Below are 19,554 nucleotides of genomic sequence, written 5' to 3'. Positions count from 1 at the left end.
GGTAGATCCACGCCATGCGTGGATGGTTCCAGGCAGATGCCGTAGAGCGTGCCAACCAAGGTTGGCACCCACCAGGGGCAGGCTGCCGCGGTAGATCCACGCCATGCGTGGATGGTTCCAGGCAGATGCCGTAGAGCGTGCCAACCAAGGTTGGCACCCACCAGGGGCAGGCTGCCGCTGTAGATCCACGCCATGCGTGGATGATTCTTCGCGGATACCGTAGAGCGTGCCAACCAAGGTTGGCACCTACCAAAGGCAGGCTGCCGCGGTAGATCCACGCCATGCGTGGATGATTCTTCGCAGATACCGTAGAGCGTGCCAACCAAGGTTGGCACCCACCAGAGGCAGGCTGCCGCAGTAGATCCACGCCATGCGTGGATGATTTATGGGGATACCGTAGAGCGTGCCAACCAAGGTTGGCACCCACCAGAGGCAGGCTGCCGCAGTAGATCCACGCCATGCGTGGATGATTTATGGGGATACCGTAGAGCGTGCCAACCAAGGTTGGCACCTACCAACGCCAGGCAAAAAAAAACGCCCCGCGAATGCGGGGCGTCTTCAGCACAACCTACTGCGGGCGATCAGCCCTGGTAGTCGCGCACGTCGCTGCCGGTGTAGACCTGGCGCGGACGGCCGATCTTCATTTCCGGATCGACCTGCTGTTCCAGCCAATGCGACACCCAGCCGGAGGTACGGCCCAGGGCGAACATGACGGTGAACATTTCGGTCGGGATCTGCAGCGCCTTGTAGATGATGCCACTGTAGAAATCGACGTTCGGGTACAGCTTGCGGGCGACGAAGTACTCGTCCTGCAGCGCGGCCTGTTCCAGCTTCACGGCCACGTCCAGCAGCGGATCCTGCACGCCCAGCTGCTTGAGCACCTTGCCGGTCATCTCACCGATGACCTTGGCGCGCGGGTCGAAGTTCTTGTAGACGCGGTGGCCGAAGCCCATCAGGCGGAAGCCGGAGGTCTTGTCCTTGGCCTTGAGCACGGCGGACTCGACGTTGTCGGCAGTGCCGATTTCTTCCAGCATCTTCAGCACGGCTTCGTTGGCACCGCCGTGGGCCGGACCCCACAGCGCGGTGACGCCCGCGGCGACCGACGCATACGGGTTGGCACCGGTCGAACCCACCAGGCGCACGGTCGAGGTCGACGCGTTCTGCTCGTGGTCGGCGTGCAGGATGAACAGCAGGTCCAGCGCCTTGACCACGTCCTGGTTCAGCTCGTACTGGCCGTCGGCCGACTCGAAGGTCTGCTTCAGGAAGCGGCTGACGTAGTCCAGCGAGGTATCCGGCTTGTTGGCCGGCAGGCCCTTGCCGTGGCGGTAGATCAGCGCCGACAGGGTCGGCACCTTGGCGATCAGGCGCACGGCAGCCTGGCGGCGCTGTTCGGCGTCGGACAGGTCCAGCGAGGCGTGGTAGATGCCCGACAGCTGCGCGATGGCGGCGGTCAGGATGGCCATCGGGTGGGCATCCTTGGCGAAGCTGCCGATCAGGGTGTTGATCGAATCATCGACATTGGCTTCGGCCGCCAGCTCGTCGGTGAAGGCCTTCAGCTGCTCGGCGCTCGGGCGCTCGCCGTTGATCAGCAGGTAGGCCACTTCGACGTAGCTCGACTTTTCCGACAGCTGTTCGATCGGGTAGCCGCGGTACAGCAGCACGCCCTTGTCGCCGTCGATGTAGGTGATGGCGGACTTGCAGCTGGCCGTCGCGGTGAAGCCGGAATCGTAGGTGAAGTACCCCGTTTCCTTGGTCAGCTTCGCGATGTCGACGCAGTCGTTGCCAAGGGTGGGTTTGATGACGGGCAGAACGACGGACTTATCGCCGGCGTTGAGCGTGACCTGATCAAGATCGGACACTGTGTGCGCTCCTTCATGGGAAGGCGCCTGCCCAAGCGCATTGGTCAGGCACGTGAATGACGTCCTCGGCCTGTGCCGGGGATCACGCCATTATCGCACAGCAGCATTTGCCCGGCGCTAGACAGAAGTCGTAGACGACAGGCAGCCAGAACCCGGCCGTTGAGCGGCCCGGATCGGCAAAAGCGTTGTCACACGAACGCAGTGTTCCGCGTATCCAAACACCCGTTGGGCAGGGGTTGGGGAAAAACAAACGGCCGCGCAGAGCGCGGCCGTCGGTTCGAAGCTGGATCGACAGATCAGCGCGCGTAGCGCTTCTGGAACTTGTCGATACGGCCCGAGGTGTCGATGACCTTGTGCTTGCCCGTGTAGAACGGGTGCGAAGCCGAGGAAATTTCAACCTTGACCAGCGGGTATTCGTTGCCGTCTTCCCACTGGATGGTTTCCTTCGTCGCCATGGTCGAGCGGGTCAGGATCTTGAAATCGGAGGTGACGTCATGGAAGACGACGTCGCGGTAGTTCGGATGGATATCGGCCTTCATGGGCTCACACCGTAAATGGGCTGGTGGTCAAGAGCGGCATTATAAGCACCGGTTGCCGCCCGGGGCAACCGGTACCGGGACATCGACCTCAGTCCGCGCCCAGGGCCTGGCGTACCAGGGCCTCGAAACGCTGCTGGTCGTAGGCCATCAGCAGATCGCAGTTGTCCGGCTGGCCGGTCTGGCGGTTCCAGTCGACGATGGTGGCACCGCGGCTGAACGTGCCGTTCAGTTCCACGTTCAGCGGCCGCGACTCGACCTGCAGCTGCCCTTCCGGGTTCAGCGCCCAGGCCATGGCCACCGCGTCGGCGGTGTACCAGCGGCCACCCTTGCTGTCCTCGGACAGGCCACGGGTCTTGCGCGAGATCAGCTCGTAGAAGCGGGCACGATCGGAATCGGCCTGCAGCCACTGCTCGGCATCCTGCAGCGGCAGGCCATGGGCGACAGTGGCTTCCCAGTCCGATACCAGCAGGTGCTTGAACGAGGTAAACACCACGTGCGCCGCTTCCGGGTCGAAAGCGATGTTGAATTCGGCGGCCGGGGTGATGTTGCCGTGGCAGGTGACCGCGCCGCCCATCACCACGATGCGCTTGATGCGCTGGGGCAGGGTCGGGTCCAGCTTCAGCGCCAGCGCCAGATTGGTCAGCGGGCCGAGCATCACCAGCATCAGTTCGCCGGCGTGTTCGTGCGACAGGCGCAGGATGGCCAGCGCAGCGTGCTCGGCTTCGGCCTGGCGGCTCGGCGGCGGCAGGTCCACATCGCCGTAACCATCACGGCCATGCACGTGGGCAGCATCGACGGAGGGATGCAGCAGTGGGTCCGGGCTGCCGGCAAACACCGGCACGTCGGCGCGGCCAACGATGTCGCAGAGCTTGAGGGCGTTGCGGACGGTGTATTCCAGGCCGACATTGCCGGCGGCGATGGTCAGGGCGACCACGTCATGCCGTTCATCGGCAAAGGCCATCAGCAGGGCCAGGGCGTCGTCCACACCGGGGTCGGTGTCGATCAACAGGGGGATCTTGTGGGTCATCGTTGCCGTCTTCAGATCGGCAACGAAGTGTGGACCGGGATGATGACCGTTGCAAGTACGGGGGGGTGGGGTTCGGCAGGGCTGCGCCCTGCACCTGCAGAGGCAACGTCAACGTCAACGTCAAAAGCCTGCGTTCCGTGAGATGGCGGGGTGGGTCCGATGACGGGGGACGCCGTAAACCCATCCCTGGGGGCTTGGCCGCGGCATCCATGCCGCGGACACCCCCGCCACCGGACCCACCCCGCCTTCGACAGATTTCCGCGGCCCTTGGTAGGTGTCGACCTTGGTCGACACATCCACGGAATCATCGAAAAGGCGCTCTGTGGAGTCGAGCTATGCTCGACTCACGCACACAGTAGATCCACGCCATGCGTGGATGAGCGCCTCACCCCGCCACTTACGCCGAGGCGTAGCGCACAGCCGTTCCGATCCAGCGCTGCACCACGCGGTCGGCCAATGCGGGTTGCTGGGCCAGCAGGCGTTCGGCGAGGTCGTGCACACCCGGCAGCAGGCCGGCGTCGCGTGCCAGGTCGGCAATGCGGAATCCGGCCAGGCCGGTCTGGCGGGTGCCGAGCAGTTCGCCGGGGCCGCGCAGTTCCAGGTCCTTCTCGGCAATGACGAAACCATCGTTGGTTTCGCGCATGGTCTGCAGGCGCTCGCGCGCCATCTGCGAGAGCGGCGCCTGGTACAGCAGCACGCAACGCGACACCGCCGAACCGCGGCCAACGCGGCCACGCAACTGGTGCAGCTGGGCCAAGCCCAGGCGCTCGGCGTTCTCGATCACCATCAGCGAAGCATTGGGGACGTCCACGCCCACTTCGATGACGGTGGTTGCCACCAGCAGATCGATCTCCCCGGCCTTGAACGCCACCATCGTGGCCAGCTTCTCGGCCGCCTTCAGGCGACCATGCACCAGCCCTACGCGCACGCCGGGCAGCAGCGCCTGCAGCGATTCGTAGGTGGCCTGCGCGGGCGTTGCATCCAGCTCTTCGCTTTCCTCGATGAGCGTGCACACCCAGTACACCTGCCGCCCTTCCTGGCAGGCCAGCGCGATGCGCTCGATCAGCTCGGGGCGACGGTCGTTGTTGAGTGCCACGGTCTGCACCGGCGTGCGGCCGGGCGGCAGCTCGTCGATGGCGGACACGTCCAGATCCGCGTACTCGGACATCGCCAGCGTGCGCGGAATGGGGGTGGCGGTCATCACCAGCTGATGCGGCACGCTGTTGGCGCCCGCGCCCTTGTCACGCAGAGCAAGGCGCTGGTGGACGCCGAAGCGGTGCTGCTCATCGACGATGGCCAGGGCCAGGTCCTGGAACACCACCGCTTCCTGCATCAGCGCGTGGGTACCGACCACCACCTGGGCTTCGCCGTTGGCGACCTGCTCGATCACCTTGGCGCGTGCCTTGCCGGTGACCTTGCCGGCCAGCCAGCACACGCGTACGCCGAGTGGCTCCAGCCAGCCGCGCAGGTTGTTGAGATGTTGTTCGGCCAGCAACTCGGTGGGCGCCGCCAATGCGACCTGCTTGCCCTGCTCCACCGCCAGCATTGCCGCCAGCGCAGCGACCACGGTCTTGCCGGAGCCGACATCACCCTGCACCAGCCGCAGCATCGGACTGGGCCGCGACAGGTCTTCGCGGATCTGCTTGAACACGCGCGCCTGCGCACCGGTCAGCGCAAACGGCAGCTGCTTCAGCAGCGCCTTCGCCAGCTTGCCGGGGCCGGCCAGCGGCGGCGCATGGTGCGCCTGCAACGCGATGCGCTGGCGACGCAGGCTGAGGTGGTGCGCCAGCAGCTCTTCCATCGCCAAGCGACGTTGTGCCGGATGGGTGCCGGCGGCCAGCGCGGCCAGATCCGCGTCCGGCGGCGGCCGGTGCACGGTCAGCAGCGCGCTGCGCAGCGAGGGGAGCTTGAGGCCATCCAGCCAACCGCTGGGCAGCAGTTCCAGCGTGCTCTCTTCGGGCAGGCGGTCCAGGGCCTGGCCGATCAGCTTGCGCATGGTCATCGGGCCAACGCCTTCGACGGTGGGATACACCGGGTCGAGGCGGTCGCCGAGTTCGGGATCGTCGTTGCGGCCCAGCACCTGGTAGCTGGGATGGACGATTTCCAGGCCGAGGTGGCCCGGCTTGGGCGTGCCAAAGCAGCGCAGCCGGTTGCCGACCGCGAACTGGCCGACCTGCTGCTGGCGGAAATGGAAGAAGCGCAGCACCAGGGTGCCCTGCCCTTCGTCCTCCACCGCCACCTTCAGCATCGGCCGGTAGCGCATGCCGCGTTCGACCGCGACCACCCGCCCTTCCACCTGCGCCGGCACGCCGTTGCGCAGGTCTTCGATGCGGGTCAGCCGGGTGCGGTCTTCATAGCGCAGCGGCAGGTGAAGCCAGAGATCCTGCAGGGTGGCCAGGCCACGCGCCTGCAGTTTGGCGGCCACGGCCGGGCCCACGCCAGCGAGCATCGCCAGGGATGCTTCGCCGGACGGTGACAGGACCGGGGTGACCGCCGCCTTGCGTGCCACGTGGCGGTCAGTCGATGACCATCACCGCGTCGACCTCGAAGTTGGCGCCCTTCGGCAGGCCGGACACTTCGATGGTGGAACGGGCCGGGTACGGCGCCTGGAAGTAGTCCTGCATGACCGCGTTGACCTTGGCGAACTCGCCCAGATCGGTCAGGTACAGGCCCAAGCGCACGACCTTGTCCAGCGAGCCGCCAGCGGCTTCGGCCACGGCCTTGAGGTTGTCGAAGGCGCGACGGGCCTGGGCTTCGACATCACCGGCGCCGACGATGTCGCCGGTAGCCGGGTCGAGCGGGATCTGCCCGGAGAAGTACACGGTGTTGCCGGCGCGCACGGCCTGCGAGTACGGGCCGATGGCGGCGGGAGCCTTTTCGGTGTTGATGATCTGGCGGGACATGGGTCGCTCCGGAGCTTGGGGGAAACAGAGCGGTGATTGTACCGGGTGGGCGCGACGTCGGCTGGGGTCGGATCCGTTTCCCTGCGGGAAACGGCTTTGCCCCCCGCACGGTGATGGTAGTGCCGGCCGCTGGCCGGCAACTCCATGAACGGTTGCCGGCATCGCGCGGTTGCCGGCCAGCGGCCGGCACTACCGGGAGCATCCACGCATGGCGTGGATCTACTGGCGGCGTACCGACTGCACGACCGACAGGCGGCGCAGGCGGCGCATCACTTCGGCCAAGTGGTTGCGGTCGCGCACCTGGATGTTGAAGGCCAGCACGGCGGCATTGAAGTCGCGGTCCAGGTAGTCCACGCGCTCGATGTTGGAGTGGCTCTGGGCGATGGCGGCCGCCAGCTGCGCCAGCACGCCGGTGCCGTTCTCCACTTCCACCACCAGCGAGGTGTCGTAGTCGCCGGAGACGGTGGTGTCCCAGCCGATCGGCACCCAGCGCTCGGGCGACTTGCGCAGTTCGGCCAGGTTCGGGCAGTCCATGCGGTGCACCACGATGCCCTTGCCGGCGGTGTGGTAGCCCATGATCTCGTCGCCGGGAATCGGCTGGCAGCAGCCGGCGAAGGTGACCACGCCGCGTTCGCTGCCGTTGATCAGGATCTTTTCCTGCGAGTGGTGGCGCGAATGCGGGCCACCGCGCAGTTCGGCGTAGGCCATCAGTGCCTGTGCGGCCTGTGTCGGCATCCAGTTGCCCAGCGCGACTTCGGCCAGCAGGGCCTCCAGGCGCGGGAAGCGGTGCTCGGCCAGGAACGCGTCCAGGCGCCCCTTCGGCAGCCGCTCCAGCGAGGAATCCATGGCTTCCAGCGCGCGGTCGAGCATGCGATGGCCCAGCTGCACGGCATCTTCGTGTTCCAGCTGCTTGAGCTGGTGGCGGATGGCGGTGCGTGCCTTGCTGGTGACCACGAACTCCAGCCACTGCGGTTTCGGCGTGGCCGAGCGTGCGGTGATGATTTCCACCGACTGGCCCGACACCAGCTTGGTGCGCAGCGGCACCAGCTTCTTGTCCACCCGCGAGGCCACCGCCATGTTGCCGACATCGGTATGCACGGCGTAGGCAAAATCGAGCGCGGTGGAGTTGCGCGGCAGGGCCAGGATCTTGCCCTTCGGGGTGAACAGGTAGACCTCGTCCGGGAACAGGTCGACCTTGACGTTGTCGAGGAACTCCAGCGAGGAACCGGCGGCGCGCTGCGAATCGATCAGCTCGACGATCCAGGCATGCGCACGGCTCTGCGCGCTGTTGGGCGAATCACCGCCGAACTTGTAGGTCCAGTGCGCGGCCACGCCGCGTTCGGCGATCAGGTCCATCTCTTCGGTGCGGATCTGCACTTCGATCGGCGAACCATAGGGCCCGAACAGCACGGTATGCAGCGACTGGTAACCGTTGGCCTTGGGAATGGCGATGAAATCGCGGAAGCGGCCATCCAGCGGCTTGAAGGTGGCATGCACCGAACCGAGCGCGTGGTAGCAATTGGGTACGCTGCGCACGACCAGGCGGAAGCCGAACACGTCCATCACCTGGTCGAAGGATTTGTTCTCGTCGCGCATCTTGTTGTAGATGCTCCACGGGGTCTTGATGCGGCTGACCAGGCGATGCTCGATGCCCTCCTTGGCCAGGCGCTGCGACAGCTGGACTTCGACCTGCGCCAACGCCTCGCGACGTACCACTGGCTGGCTGCGGATGTGCTTTTCCAGGATCGCATGGCGCCACGGGTACAGCGCCTTGAAGCCCAGGTTCTGCAGCTCGCTCTTGACCAGGCTCATGCCCAGGCGCTGGGCGATGGGCGCGTAGATCTCCAGCGTCTCGCGGGCAATGCGGCCGCGCGCTTCGCGGCTCTGCGCGCCCAGCGTGCGCATGTTGTGCAGGCGGTCAGCCAGCTTGATCATGATTACGCGCAGGTCGCGCGACATCGCCAGCAGCATCTTGCGGAAGCTCTCGGCGGCCGCTTCCTGGCGGTCGCGGAACTTCAGCTTGTCCAGCTTGGTCACGCCGTCGACCAGCTCGGCCACGGCTTCGCCGAACTCGGCAGCCAGTGCCTCACGGGTCAGCGGGGTGTCTTCGATGGTGTCGTGCAGGATCGCGGCGATCAGTGCTTCCACGTCCAGGCCCAGCTCGGCCAGCACCTGGGCCACGGCCACCGGGTGGGTGATATAGGGCTCGCCCGACTTGCGCGTCTGCCCAGCGTGCGCGGCGGCTCCGACTTCCCAGGCACGGCGCAGCAGCGGCAGCTGCTCGGGCGGCAGGTAATGGGCGGCGCGTTCAAGCTGGAGGACGTAGTCGGGTACGGCGGCAGTGGCGGCTGCGGCGACCTTGGCAGTGGGGCCTGGGTTCATGCCCGAAGCCTATTCCAGCGCGACGTTTACGGCAAATCCTGAATGCGAAACAGCCCGCGCGGGGCGGGCTGTTCGGCTATCCAGCAATGACTCTGATCGATGCGATCAATCGTCGTTCTTGGACATGTCTTCGTCGGCGACCACTTCAGCGGCGGCCCACTCCAGCGCTTCGCGCTCGGCGCGCTCACGCTCGGCCTTCTCGACTTCGTCGATCAGCGCGTTGTCGATCTTGCGGGCGGCGATTTCACGCAGCGCCAGCACGGTCGGCTTGTCCTCGGTCTCGCTGTTGTCCAGCGTGGCCTGCACGCCGTTGGCGAGCTGGCGGGCACGCTTGGAAGCCATCATGACCAGTTCGAAACGGTTGTTAACGACTTCCAGGCAATCTTCTACGGTGATGCGGGCCATACGGGCTCCCGGCGACCGGTCGGCCGCTCAGTCGAATGAGGGAAAGGGGACGGAGTGTACTGGCAGGGGCTGGACAAAATCAAGCCAACCCCCATCCGATTCTTTTGGAATCAGTCAGTTGCACCCGGATCGGGGGTCAGCAGGGCCTGGATCAGGCCGGCGTGGCGGACCTTCTGGGCTTCCCGGCGCAGGCGGCTGGCGGTGAAGATGGCGCACAGCTCGTCCACGGCGGTGTCGAACACCTCGTTGACGATCACGTAGTCGAACTCGTTGAAGTGCAGCATCTCGTCACGCGCCGCGCCCAGGCGCTGGGCGATGACCGCCTCGCTGTCCTGGCCGCGCTTGCGCATCCGGTCCTGCAACGCCTGCTTGGACGGCGGCAGGATGAACACGGTAACCGTGCCCGGCACCAGCTGGCGCACCTGCTGCGCGCCCTGCCAGTCGATTTCCAGCAGCACGTCCTGGCCGGCAGCCAGCTGCGGCTCCACCGACTGGCGGGCGGTGCCCTTCCAGTCGCCGTGAACCCACGCATGCTCGAAGAAATCGCCAGCGGCGATCATTTCCTCGAACTTTTCCGCAGAGACGAAATGGTAGTGCTGGCCGTTCACTTCGCCCGGGCGCATCGCGCGCGAGGTGAAGGAGATCGACAGGGCGATCTGCGGGTCGCGCGCCAGGGTGGCATTGACGATGCTGCTCTTGCCGGCGCCGGACGGGGCCGCAACGATGTACAGCGTGCCGCGCGCAACGGCGTCCGACGGCTTCGACGGGGCGCTCATGCGCGGAACCCAACTGGTTGATTTCGCAAAATTTTTCCTCGATGTTCCAGATCCGGCGCGGAGGATCGCGCCAGGACGGCGGGGGCTGCGCGGAACATCCTGGAACCAGGCCCGGCAGACGCTTCCCCAGGGTGCGGGCACGCAACTTTAACAGAGCGGCCCCTTTGCGCGCCCGTCCGACGGGTGCCGGCCCTAGTGCCACATGGGCATCCGGCGCCCTGTGCTATAACCGGCCCGTACCTACCGACAGCCGGGTGGTCTGCGTGCCGCCCCGCCATCCAAGGAGAACGGCATGCCCTCGATGAGTCGCCGCCAGTTCCTGAAGGTCACCGGGACAACCCTGGTGGGCTCCAGCCTGGCCCTGATGGGCTTCGCGCCCGGCATCGCGCTCGCGGAGGTCCGGCAATACAAGCTGACCCGCGCGACCGAGACCCGCAACACCTGTACCTATTGTTCGGTGGCCTGCGGCATCCTGATGTACAGCCTCGGCGATGGCGCCAAGAATGCCGAGCCGAGCATCTTCCATATCGAAGGCGACCCGGACCATCCGGTGAACCGCGGCACGCTGTGCCCGAAGGGTGCCGGCCTGGCCGACATCATCCACAGCAAATCGCGCCTGCTCTACCCCGAGTACCGCGCACCGGGCTCGAACGAGTGGAAGCGGCTGAGCTGGGACGATGCGCTGGACCGCATCGCGCGGTTGATGAAGGAAGACCGCGATGCCAACTTCGTGCAGCAGAACGAGGCCGGGCAGACGGTCAACCGTTGGCTGACCACCGGCATGCTGGCGGCCTCGGCCACCAGCAATGAAACCGCGGTGCTGACCCACAAGGTCGTGCGCTCGCTCGGCATGCTGGCATTCGACAACCAGGCACGTGTCTGACACGGCCCGACGGTGGCAGGTCTTGCCCCGACACTAGGCCGTGGTGCGATGACGAATCACTGGGTCGACATCAAGAATGCCGACCTGATCCTGATCATGGGTGGCAATGCCGCGGAAGCGCACCCGTGCGGCTTCAAATGGGTGACCGAAGCCAAGGCCCACAACAAGGCCCGCCTGATCGTGGTCGATCCGCGCTTCAACCGCTCGGCCGCGGTGGCCGACGTGTATGCGCCGATCCGTACCGGCACCGACATCGTGTTCCTGGGCGGCCTGATCAACTACCTGTTGACCGAGGACCGCATCCAGCACGAGTACGTGCTGAACTACACCGACATGTCGTTCCTGGTGAAGGACGAATTCGCCTTCAAGGACGGCCTGTACTCGGGCTACAACGAAGAGAAGCGCAGCTACGACCGTTCCAGCTGGGACTACGTCTATGGCGATGATGGCTTCGTGCGCAGCGACCCGACGCTGAAGGACCCGCGCTGCGTCTACACCCTGCTGAAACAGCATTACGCGCGCTACACCGTGGAGATGGTCGAACGCATCTGCGGCACGCCGGCCGACAGCATCCGCCAGGTCTGGGACATGATCGCGTCCACCGCCGGCAAGGACAAGGCGATGACCATCCTGTACGCGCTGGGCTGGACGCAGCACTCGGTGGGCGCGCAGAACGTGCGTGCCGGCACCATGGTGCAGCTGCTGCTGGGCAACATCGGCGTGGCCGGCGGCGGCATGAACGCACTGCGTGGGCATTCCAACATCCAGGGCCTGACCGACATCGGCCTGATGTCCGACCTGCTGCCCGGCTACCTGACCTTGCCGAAGCAGGAGGAACAGGACTACGACGCCTACATCGCCAAGCGCACGCAGAAGCCGTTGCGCGCCAACCAGATGTCGTTCTGGCAGAACTATCCGAAGTTCCACGTCAGCCTGATGAAATCGTGGTGGGGCGACGCCGCCACCGCCGACAACAACTGGTGCTTCGACTACCTGCCCAAGCTCGACAAGCCGTACGACATGCTGCAGGCGTACGAGCTGATGAACGAAGGCAAGATCCACGGTTACATCTGCCAGGGCTTCAACCCGCTGGCCTCGGCGCCGAACAAGGGCAAGCTGATCAGCGCGTTCTCCAAGCTGAAGTTCATGGTCAGCATGGACCCGCTGGAAACCGAGACGATTGCCTTCTGGCAGAACCACGGCGCGCTGAACGACGTCGACCCCCGCGCCATCCAGACCGAAGTGTTCCGCCTGCCGACCACCTCCTTCGCCGAGGAAAACGGCGCGGTGGTGAACTCCTCGCGCTGGCTGCAGTGGCACTGGAAAGGCGCCAATCCACCGGGCGAAGCGCGCAGCGACATCGAGATCATGTCCGAGCTGTTCCACCGCATCAAGGCGATGTACGAGAAGGACGGCGGCGCATGGTGGGAACCGGTGCGCGACCTCGCCTGGAAGTATTCCAACCCGGAGGTGCCGACGCCGGAAGAACTGGCGATGGAATACAACGGCAAGGCGCTGGTGGATGTGTTCGATCCGAAGGACCCGACCAAACTGGTGCGCAAGGCCGGCGAGCAGCTGGCCGCGTTCGGCGACCTGCGCGACGATGGCAGCACCTCGTCGGGCTGCTGGATCTACATCGGCGCCTGGGGACCGACCGGCAACATGATGGCGCGGCGTGACAACAGCGACCCGACCGGCATCGGCAATACCCTCGGCTGGGCCTGGGCGTGGCCGGCCAACCGCCGCGTGATGTACAACCGCGCCTCCTGCGACGTGGCCGGCCAGCCGTTCGACCCACGGCGCACGCTGCTGGCGTGGAACGGCAAGAACTGGGGCAGCGTGGACGTGCCTGATTTCAAGGCTGATGAGGATCCGGCTGGCGGCATGGGCCCGTTCATCATGAACCCGGAAGGCATCGCCCGCTTCTTTGCCAAGGCCGGCATGGCCGAAGGTCCGTTCCCGGAGCACTACGAGCCGTTCGATACGCCGCTGCGCAGCAACCCGCTCAGCCCAGGCCAGGCGCAGACGCTGAACAACCCGGCCGCGCGCGTGTTCGCCAGCGACCGTGCGCAGATCGGCTCGCCGGACGAGTTCCCGCACGTGGCCACCACCTACCGCCTGACCGAGCATTTCCACTTCTGGACCAAGCACGGCAAGCTCAACGCCATCATCCAGCCCGAGCAGTTCGTCGAAATCGGCGCGGCACTGGCCGACGAGCTGGGCATCAACAACGGCAGCCGCGTACGCGTGAGTTCCAAGCGCGGCCATATCGAAGCCGTCGCGATGGTGACCAAGCGCATCAAGGCCCTGCAGATCGATGGAAGGACCGTGCACCAGGTGGGCATACCGATCCACTGGGGTTTCCTCGGTGCAGCCAAGCCCGGCTACATCGCCAATACGCTGACCAACGCCATCGGTGACGGCAACTCGCAGACGCCCGAGTCGAAGTGCATCCTGGTCAAGGTCGAGAAGGTGTAGGAGACACGCCATGTCACTGCAATCGCTGGACATCATCCGCCGTTCGGCCACCACCACGCCTTCGCCGGAGGCGCGTGGTGCGCACACCGGCCAGGTCGCCAAGCTGATCGACGTGAGCAAGTGCATCGGCTGCAAGGCCTGCCAGGTCGCCTGCATGGAATGGAACGACCTGCGCGACGAGGTCGGCAGCTGCGTTGGCAGCTATGACAACCCGCCGGACCTGAGCGAGCAGTCGTGGACGGTGATGAAGTTCCGCGAGTACGAGGACGAGAAAGGCAAGCTGGAATGGCTGATCCGCAAGGAAGGCTGCATGCACTGCAGCGACCCGGGTTGCCTGAAGGCCTGCCCGTCACCGGGCGCGATCATCCAGTACGCCAACGGCATCGTCGACTTCCAGGAAGAGAACTGCATTGGCTGCGGCTACTGCGTGACCGGCTGCCCGTTCGACGTACCGCGCATTTCAAAGAAGGACCACAAGGCCTACAAATGCACGCTGTGTTCGGACCGGGTAGCGGTGGGTCAGGAGCCGGCCTGCGTGAAGACCTGCCCGACCGGTGCGATCACCTTCGGCAGCAAGCAGGCGATGACCGAGCATGCCGCCGGCCGCGTCGAAGACCTGAAATCACGCGGCTACGAGAACGCTGGCCTGTATGACCCGCAGGGCGTCGGTGGTACCCATGTGATGTACGTGCTGCAGCACGTGGACAAGCCCGAGCTGTACGCCGACCTGCCCAAGGACCCGCGCATCAGCCCGATGGTGGAAGTGTGGAAGGGCGTGGCCAAGCCGCTGGGCGTGCTGGCCATCGCCGCTACCGCCTTTGTCGGCTTCCTGCATTACATCGGTATCGGCCGCAACACGGTGAACGACGAGGAAGAGGAAGAGGCCGAGCACGAGGCGAAGAAGATCGAAGAGGAGCAGCGGCCATGAAGTACGCACCGCACCCGCGGCAGATCATCCGCTACCGCGCGCCGACCCGCATCAACCACTGGATCGTGGCGATCTGCTTCGTGCTGACCGCGCTGTCCGGGCTGGCGCTGTTCCACCCTGCCCTGTTTCCGTTGACCCAGCTGTTCGGCGGCGGGCCGTGGACGCGCATCCTGCACCCGTTCATCGGCCTGGCGATGGTGGTCGGCTTCGCCTTGCTGGCCTTCCGCATGTGGCGCGACAACCTGCCCACTGCCGACGACCGCGCGTGGCTGCGCGGCATGCGCGATGTGCTGCGCAACGAGGACGAGAAGCTGCCGCCGGTGGGCCGCTTCAACGCCGGCCAGAAGCTGCTGTTCTGGGCCATCATCGGCTGCCTGTCGGCACTGCTGCTGACCGGCTTCGTGATCTGGCGGCAGTACTTCAGCCACCTGTTCCCGATCGGGGTGATCCGCTTCTCGGTGCTTGCCCATGCGCTGTTTGGCTGGGTGCTGGTGTGCGCGATCGTGGTGCACATCTATGCGGCGATCTGGATCAAGGGCTCGGTGCGGGCGATGACCCAGGGCAAGGTGACCTATGGGTGGGCGTACAAGCACCACCGGCAGTGGTTCCGGGACATCCTGCGCGGACGGCGGGAAGAGGGTTAGTGGCAGGGCCTGCGGCCCTGCACCCGCTGCAAGCCAAAGCCACAGCAGCTATCCAGGGGATGGCGGGGCACTGTGGGTTTGCGGGGACGCCGTGAACCCGTCCCTGGGGGCTTGGCCGCGGCATCCATGCCGCGGACACCCCGCAAACCCACAGTGCCCCGCCTTCGACAGTTTCCCGCTGCTGTGGGTTTCCCGCTGCTGTTGGTGGGTGTCGACCTTGGTCGACACGATGAACACGGCAACAACCGATGGGGTCAGATCCGTTTTCCATGGGAAAACGGATCTGGCCCCAACCATTTCAAATGGCCGGCAGTGCGCTGGACGCCAGCGCCGACAACGGCGAGGATGGAGGCTGGTTCTTCCGGCTGGCCCTGCATGGCGCAACGCATCCTTGAACCCGGTGAGATCGAGACGCTGGCCTCGCGCGATGTTCCGCGCATCATCCTGCCCGATACCGCGTCGCTGTTCGCCGGACGTGCGACGCGCTTGCGCAGCCTGGCTGCGCACAGCGCCATCGGCGGCTACCTGCAGCTGCTGGCGGCGCTGGCCGATGCGCAGCAGTCGCTGCTGGACGAGCTGACGCCGCAGCATCGCGAGCCCCTGCAGGCGCAGGCGCGTTCCCAGCAATCGAGTGCGGCGGCCGGTGCCGGGATGCCGTTGCGGCCGGCCAACACCCTGCAACTGGACGGCTGCTGGCGCGACTGGCTGCGCACGCTGTGCCGGCACTGCGCCGATGAGGCCGGACTGCCGGCGGAGACCCGGCAGGAATTGCAGCGGGTTGCCGCTGCCGATGACGCATGGCTCGATGCACAGGCGCATGCGGTGCTGGAACGCGATGACGCGCCTTCGCTGGATGCGGTGGCCGCGCTGCTGGTGATGAACGCGCTGCAGGTGTACTGGGCGGTGCTGGCGGACAACTTCCGTCCCACCGACCTGAAGCCGCTGCCCGATGCGCCGGGGTTGTGCCCCCTGTGCGGCACGCTGCCGGTGGCCAGCGTGGTACAGGCGCGCCCGCCGTATGCGTCCTACCGCTACCTGTCGTGCTCGCTGTGCGCCTGCCAGTGGCATTACGTGCGCGTGCAGTGCAGCCAGTGCGGCGCAGCCGGCAAGGACATCGCCTACCGCGCGCTGGCCGACAAGGACGGCGATACCGGTGAGGTCGTGCGCGAGAGCGCCATACGCGCCGAGACCTGCGACCACTGCCACAGCTACCGCAAGATTTTGTACCTGGAAAAGGACCCGGCACTTGAGCCGGTGGCCGATGACCTCGGCACGCTGTCGCTGGACCTGCTGCTGTGCGAGGAAGGCTATGCACGCGCCAGCCAGAATCCGTTGCTGTGGCAATCCGACGGCGACTGAGGCGATGACAGCCACGCCCCACGCCCCGGCATCGGCGTCCGCCCTGCCCTCGCTGGATCGGCTGCTGCGCCTGCCGGCGTTGGCGGGGCTGATGGAAGGCCATGGTCGCAGCCGCATCACCCAACTGCTGCGTGCGCACCTGCAGATGCTGCGTGACCGCACCAGTGCCGGTCAGCTTTCGACCGCGCAACTGCAGGAGGCGATCGACGGTCCGGCGCTGACCGCAGCGATCAACGCCGCACTGGCCAACGATGCGCGGCTGGACCTGCAGCCGATGTTCAACCTGACCGGCACCGTATTGCACACCAACCTCGGTCGCGCCCTGCTGCCCGAAGCCGCCGTGCACGCGGTCAACCGCGCGATGACCGCACCGGTCGATCTGGAATTCGACCTCAGCCGCGGCCGTCGCGGCGATCGCGATGCACGGGTACAGGCGCTGGTCTGCGAACTTACCGGCGCCGAAGCCGCCACCGTGGTCAACAACAATGCGGCGGCGGTCCTGCTGCTGCTCAACAGCCTGGCCAACCGTCGCGAGGTGGTGGTCTCACGCGGCGAACTGGTGGAGATCGGCGGGGCCTTCCGCATTCCTGATGTGATGCGTAGCGCGGGCGCCCGGTTGCTGGAGGTGGGTACCACCAACCGCACCCACCCGGCCGACTTCGCCAACGCCATCGGCGCCCGCACCGCGCTGCTGATGGAAGTGCACGCGAGCAATTATGCAATCACCGGCTTCACCGCCAAGGTCGATACCGCTGCGATGGCCGCCATCGCGCACCAGCATGGTCTGCCGCTGGCAGTGGACCTGGGCAGTGGCAGCCTGTGTGATCTGGCCCTGTTCGGCCTGCCACACGAGCCAACCGTGCAGGACGCACTGGCGGCCGGTGCAGACCTCGTGTCGTTCAGCGGCGACAAGCTGCTGGGTGGGCCGCAGGCCGGCATCATTGCCGGCCGCGCCGATCTGATCGCGCGGATCAACCGCAACCCGCTCAAGCGCGCGCTGCGCATGGACAAGATGGGCCTGGCCGCGCTGGAAGCCGTACTGGCCCTGTATCGTGAACCGGAACACTTGGCACAGCGGCTGCCGACCCTGCGCAGCCTGTCGCGCACGCAGCAGGAGATCGAAGCGCAGGCGCAGCGCCTGCTGCCGCCGATGCGCGAAGCGTTGGCGGCCGGCTACATCCTTGAACATGCCTCGATGCACAGCCAGATCGGCAGCGGCGCGCAGCCACAGGCGCAGCTGGCCAGTGCCGGGCTGCGCATCACAAGTGCCCGTCGTGGCGGTCTTGATCACCTGGCCAAGCGCCTGCGCCAGTTGCCGCAGCCGGTGCTGGGCCGCATCGCCGATGATGCATTGTGGCTGGACCTGCGCTGCCTCGAGCCCGTCGACGAAGCGCGCTTCCTCGCGCAATGGAGCGCGCTGCAGGCATGATCGTCGGCACCGCCGGGCATATCGACCATGGCAAGACGAGCCTGGTACGGGCATTGACCGGCATCGAGACCGATCGCCTGCAGGAAGAACGCACGCGCGGCATTTCCATCGAATTGGGCTACGCATACGTCCCCCTTGAGGGCACCGAAGCGCAGGGTCCCGCAGCAACGCTGGGCTTCGTGGACGTGCCAGGCCACGAGCGCTTCGTGCATACGATGGTGGCCGGCGCCACCGGCATCGACGTCGCCTTGCTGGTGGTCGCTGCCGACGATGGGGTGATGCCGCAGACCCGCGAGCATCTGGCGATCCTGCAGCTGCTGGGCGTGGATCGCGGCGTGGTGGCGCTGACCAAGATCGACCGCGTGGATGCCGCGCGCATCGCACGGGTCGAGATCGAGATCGCCGCGCTGCTGGCCGGCACGCCGCTGCAGGATTCCCCCGTGTTTGCCTGCAACAGCACCGCGCCCGATGATGCAGGCATCGGCGCGTTGCGCGCCCACCTGCACGCGTGGGCCGCGGGCGATGCCAACGCGCGCCAGGACGCGCTGCGCGGTGAACTGTTCCGCATGCCGGTGGACCGCGTGTTCTCGCTGGCGGGCCACGGCACGCTGGTGACCGGCGCGGTGCACGGCGGTATCGCCGCGGCAGGCGAACACTTGCAGCTGATGCCGGTTGCCACCGACGTGCGCGTGCGCAGCATCCATGCGCAGAACCAGGCCAGCGACCACGCGATGGCCGGTCAGCGCTGTGCACTGAACCTGGCGGCCATCGCCCGCGACGATATCCATCGTGGCGACTGGATTGCCGATCCGCGTGCGATGCGGGCCACCACCCGCGTCGACGTGCGCCTGCGGCTTTCCGCGTTGGCGCCGCCGCTGCGCGACCGGGCGCCACTGCACATCCATTGGGGCACGATGCACCGGCAGGCCCACGTGGTCCTGCTGGAAGACCCCGACCCTGACCACGGCATCGGCCAACGCGTGCAGTTGGTCTTCGATGCCCCGGTCTGCGCGATGTGCGGTGACCGCTTCATCGCCCGCGACTCGGCTGCGACCCACACGCTGGGAGGCGGCATCGTGCTTGACCCGGCGCCCCCGCAACGGCGGCGACGCAGCCCGGCCCGGCTCGCGTGGCTGGCAGCGCTGGAGCTACTGGCGGCCGGCACCGGCATCGGCCCGCTGTTGCAGCAGGCTCCAGCCGGTGTGTCCGTCGCCGCCCTGCAACGCTACTGCCGGCGTGCCATCGAGCAGATCGACCTGCCCGAGGGTGCACGGAGCATCGCGACCCGCGAAGACACGGTGGTCATCCTCGCCTCACACTGGCAGGCGCTTCGCGAGCAGGTGATCACTTCGCTGCGGGGTTGGCACGAGCGACGACCGGACGAACCCGGTGTCGACAGCGGACGCCTGCAGCGCAGCACCCTTCCTGCGCTGGCGACCAGCCTGTGGAACGCGCTGCTGCAGGACCTGCTCGATGACGGCGGCGTGCAGCGCGTGGGCGCGTGGTGGCGCCTGCCCGGCCACGACCACGCACCACCGGAACGCGAACGCCAGCTGCTCGAACGCGTGCAGCCACAGCTGCACGCCGGCGGTTTCGATCCGCCCTGGGTGCGTACCCTGGCCGACGGGCTTGGCCTCGCCGAAGACGAGGTCCGCGCCATCCTGCGCCGCGCCGCCGCGCGCGGCGAACTGTTCCAGGTGGTGCCGGACCTGTTCTATGCACCGGCCCGCATCGCCGAACTCGCCGCGATCGTCGCGCAGCTGTCACGGGCTACCGGCACCGTGGATGCGGCCGCGTTCCGCGATGCCATCGGCCTGGGCCGCAAGCGCAGCATCCAGATCTTGGAGTTCTTCAATCGCGTTGGCTACACTCGACGCGTCGGTGACCAGCATCGGCCGCGCGGCGATCTGCAATGGAACGCCCCGCACGGTTGAGCAGACCG

Annotated in this window: 15 protein-coding genes; 6 read left to right on the top strand and 9 right to left on the bottom strand. The window is 66.5% G+C overall.

Translation table 11 applies throughout. The features are described from left to right. From ACMZPQ_RS09690 to gmk, 9 genes are all read right to left on the bottom strand, one after another. A partial coding sequence (locus ACMZPQ_RS09690; protein ID WP_495495830.1) for a hypothetical protein occupies positions 1–194 on the bottom strand: 194 nt, incomplete at its 3' end. Positions 195–581: 387 nt separating this feature from the next. After that, positions 582–1,859, bottom strand: a complete 1,278-nt coding sequence (locus ACMZPQ_RS09685) for a citrate synthase (RefSeq protein ID WP_197584393.1) — start codon at positions 1,857–1,859, stop codon at positions 582–584. Between the two features lie 296 nt (positions 1,860–2,155). Next, positions 2,156–2,398: a type B 50S ribosomal protein L31 gene (locus ACMZPQ_RS09680; protein WP_005410871.1), complete on the bottom strand. Its 243-nt coding sequence runs from the start codon at positions 2,396–2,398 to the stop codon at positions 2,156–2,158. A gap of 88 nt (positions 2,399–2,486) precedes the next feature. Next, entirely contained in the window at positions 2,487–3,425 is a 939-nt protein-coding gene (locus tag ACMZPQ_RS09675) for a nucleoside hydrolase (protein WP_197584395.1), read from the bottom strand. A gap of 397 nt (positions 3,426–3,822) precedes the next feature. Continuing rightward, positions 3,823–5,934 carry an ATP-dependent DNA helicase RecG gene (gene recG, locus ACMZPQ_RS09670; protein WP_197584466.1) on the bottom strand — a complete coding sequence of 704 codons (2,112 nt, stop codon included), beginning with the start codon at positions 5,932–5,934 and terminating at the stop codon, positions 3,823–3,825. 7 nt (positions 5,935–5,941) lie between these two features. Continuing rightward, on the bottom strand, positions 5,942–6,328 hold the full coding sequence (locus tag ACMZPQ_RS09665) for a RidA family protein (RefSeq protein WP_005410875.1): 387 nt from the start codon (positions 6,326–6,328) through the stop codon (positions 5,942–5,944). Positions 6,329–6,547: 219 nt separating this feature from the next. Next, positions 6,548–8,710 (bottom strand): RelA/SpoT family protein, encoded by a 2,163-nt coding sequence (locus tag ACMZPQ_RS09660; RefSeq protein ID WP_197583956.1) that lies wholly within the window; start codon positions 8,708–8,710, stop codon positions 6,548–6,550. A 105-nt stretch (positions 8,711–8,815) separates the two neighbouring features. Beyond that, positions 8,816–9,115: a DNA-directed RNA polymerase subunit omega gene (gene rpoZ / locus ACMZPQ_RS09655; protein WP_005410877.1), complete on the bottom strand. Its 300-nt coding sequence runs from the start codon at positions 9,113–9,115 to the stop codon at positions 8,816–8,818. A 110-nt stretch (positions 9,116–9,225) separates the two neighbouring features. Beyond that, positions 9,226–9,891, bottom strand: coding sequence for a guanylate kinase (gene gmk, locus ACMZPQ_RS09650; RefSeq protein ID WP_014038334.1), 666 nt, complete (start codon positions 9,889–9,891; stop codon positions 9,226–9,228). Between the two features lie 292 nt (positions 9,892–10,183). Here gmk and fdnG point away from each other — a divergent pair, with 292 nt between their 5' ends. The 6 genes from fdnG to selB all read left to right on the top strand — a co-directional run bounded on the left by fdnG (position 10,184) and on the right by selB (position 19,546). Next, positions 10,184–13,252: a formate dehydrogenase-N subunit alpha gene (gene fdnG / locus ACMZPQ_RS09645; protein ID WP_197583954.1), complete on the top strand. Its 3,069-nt coding sequence runs from the start codon at positions 10,184–10,186 to the stop codon at positions 13,250–13,252. A gap of 10 nt (positions 13,253–13,262) precedes the next feature. Then, positions 13,263–14,180: a formate dehydrogenase subunit beta gene (gene fdxH, locus ACMZPQ_RS09640; RefSeq protein WP_053450686.1), complete on the top strand. Its 918-nt coding sequence runs from the start codon at positions 13,263–13,265 to the stop codon at positions 14,178–14,180. Continuing rightward, positions 14,177–14,824, top strand: coding sequence for a formate dehydrogenase subunit gamma (locus ACMZPQ_RS09635; protein ID WP_197583953.1), 648 nt, complete (start codon positions 14,177–14,179; stop codon positions 14,822–14,824). The genes fdxH and ACMZPQ_RS09635 overlap by 4 nt, the downstream gene beginning before the upstream one ends. Positions 14,825–15,199: 375 nt before the next feature. Next, the gene (gene fdhE / locus ACMZPQ_RS09630; RefSeq protein WP_197583745.1) at positions 15,200–16,183 is read left to right on the top strand and encodes a formate dehydrogenase accessory protein FdhE; all 984 of its coding nucleotides are present in this window, start codon (positions 15,200–15,202) and stop codon (positions 16,181–16,183) included. A gap of 4 nt (positions 16,184–16,187) precedes the next feature. Next, the gene (gene selA, locus ACMZPQ_RS09625; RefSeq protein ID WP_197583741.1) at positions 16,188–17,612 is read left to right on the top strand and encodes an L-seryl-tRNA(Sec) selenium transferase; all 1,425 of its coding nucleotides are present in this window, start codon (positions 16,188–16,190) and stop codon (positions 17,610–17,612) included. Next, a complete protein-coding gene (selB, locus tag ACMZPQ_RS09620) occupies positions 17,609–19,546 on the top strand; it encodes a selenocysteine-specific translation elongation factor (RefSeq protein WP_197583739.1) in 1,938 nt (645 codons plus the stop codon). The genes selA and selB overlap by 4 nt, the downstream gene beginning before the upstream one ends. The last annotated feature ends 8 nt before the right edge of the window (positions 19,547–19,554 follow it).

This window comes from Stenotrophomonas maltophilia (genome assembly GCF_047497515.2).
In the GTDB taxonomy this organism is placed as follows: domain Bacteria; phylum Pseudomonadota; class Gammaproteobacteria; order Xanthomonadales; family Xanthomonadaceae; genus Stenotrophomonas.
This window is presented reverse-complemented; position numbering and strand designations above follow the sequence as displayed.

Excerpts from the sequence above, each read along its gene's own strand:
- ACMZPQ_RS09675 (WP_197584395.1), bottom strand. The coding sequence starts at position 3,425 with ATGACCCACAAGATCCCCCTGTTGATCGACACCGACCCCGGTGTGGAC.
- gmk (WP_014038334.1), bottom strand. The coding sequence starts at position 9,891 with ATGAGCGCCCCGTCGAAGCCGTCGGACGCCGTTGCGCGCGGCACGCTG.
- ACMZPQ_RS09660 (WP_197583956.1), bottom strand. The coding sequence starts at position 8,710 with ATGAACCCAGGCCCCACTGCCAAGGTCGCCGCAGCCGCCACTGCCGCC.
- selA (WP_197583741.1), top strand. The coding sequence starts at position 16,188 with ATGACAGCCACGCCCCACGCCCCGGCATCGGCGTCCGCCCTGCCCTCG.
- ACMZPQ_RS09680 (WP_005410871.1), bottom strand. The coding sequence starts at position 2,398 with ATGAAGGCCGATATCCATCCGAACTACCGCGACGTCGTCTTCCATGAC.
- fdxH (WP_053450686.1), top strand. The coding sequence starts at position 13,263 with ATGTCACTGCAATCGCTGGACATCATCCGCCGTTCGGCCACCACCACG.
- ACMZPQ_RS09665 (WP_005410875.1), bottom strand. The coding sequence starts at position 6,328 with ATGTCCCGCCAGATCATCAACACCGAAAAGGCTCCCGCCGCCATCGGC.
- ACMZPQ_RS09635 (WP_197583953.1), top strand. The coding sequence starts at position 14,177 with ATGAAGTACGCACCGCACCCGCGGCAGATCATCCGCTACCGCGCGCCG.
- selB (WP_197583739.1), top strand. The coding sequence starts at position 17,609 with ATGATCGTCGGCACCGCCGGGCATATCGACCATGGCAAGACGAGCCTG.
- rpoZ (WP_005410877.1), bottom strand. The coding sequence starts at position 9,115 with ATGGCCCGCATCACCGTAGAAGATTGCCTGGAAGTCGTTAACAACCGT.
- fdhE (WP_197583745.1), top strand. The coding sequence starts at position 15,200 with ATGGCGCAACGCATCCTTGAACCCGGTGAGATCGAGACGCTGGCCTCG.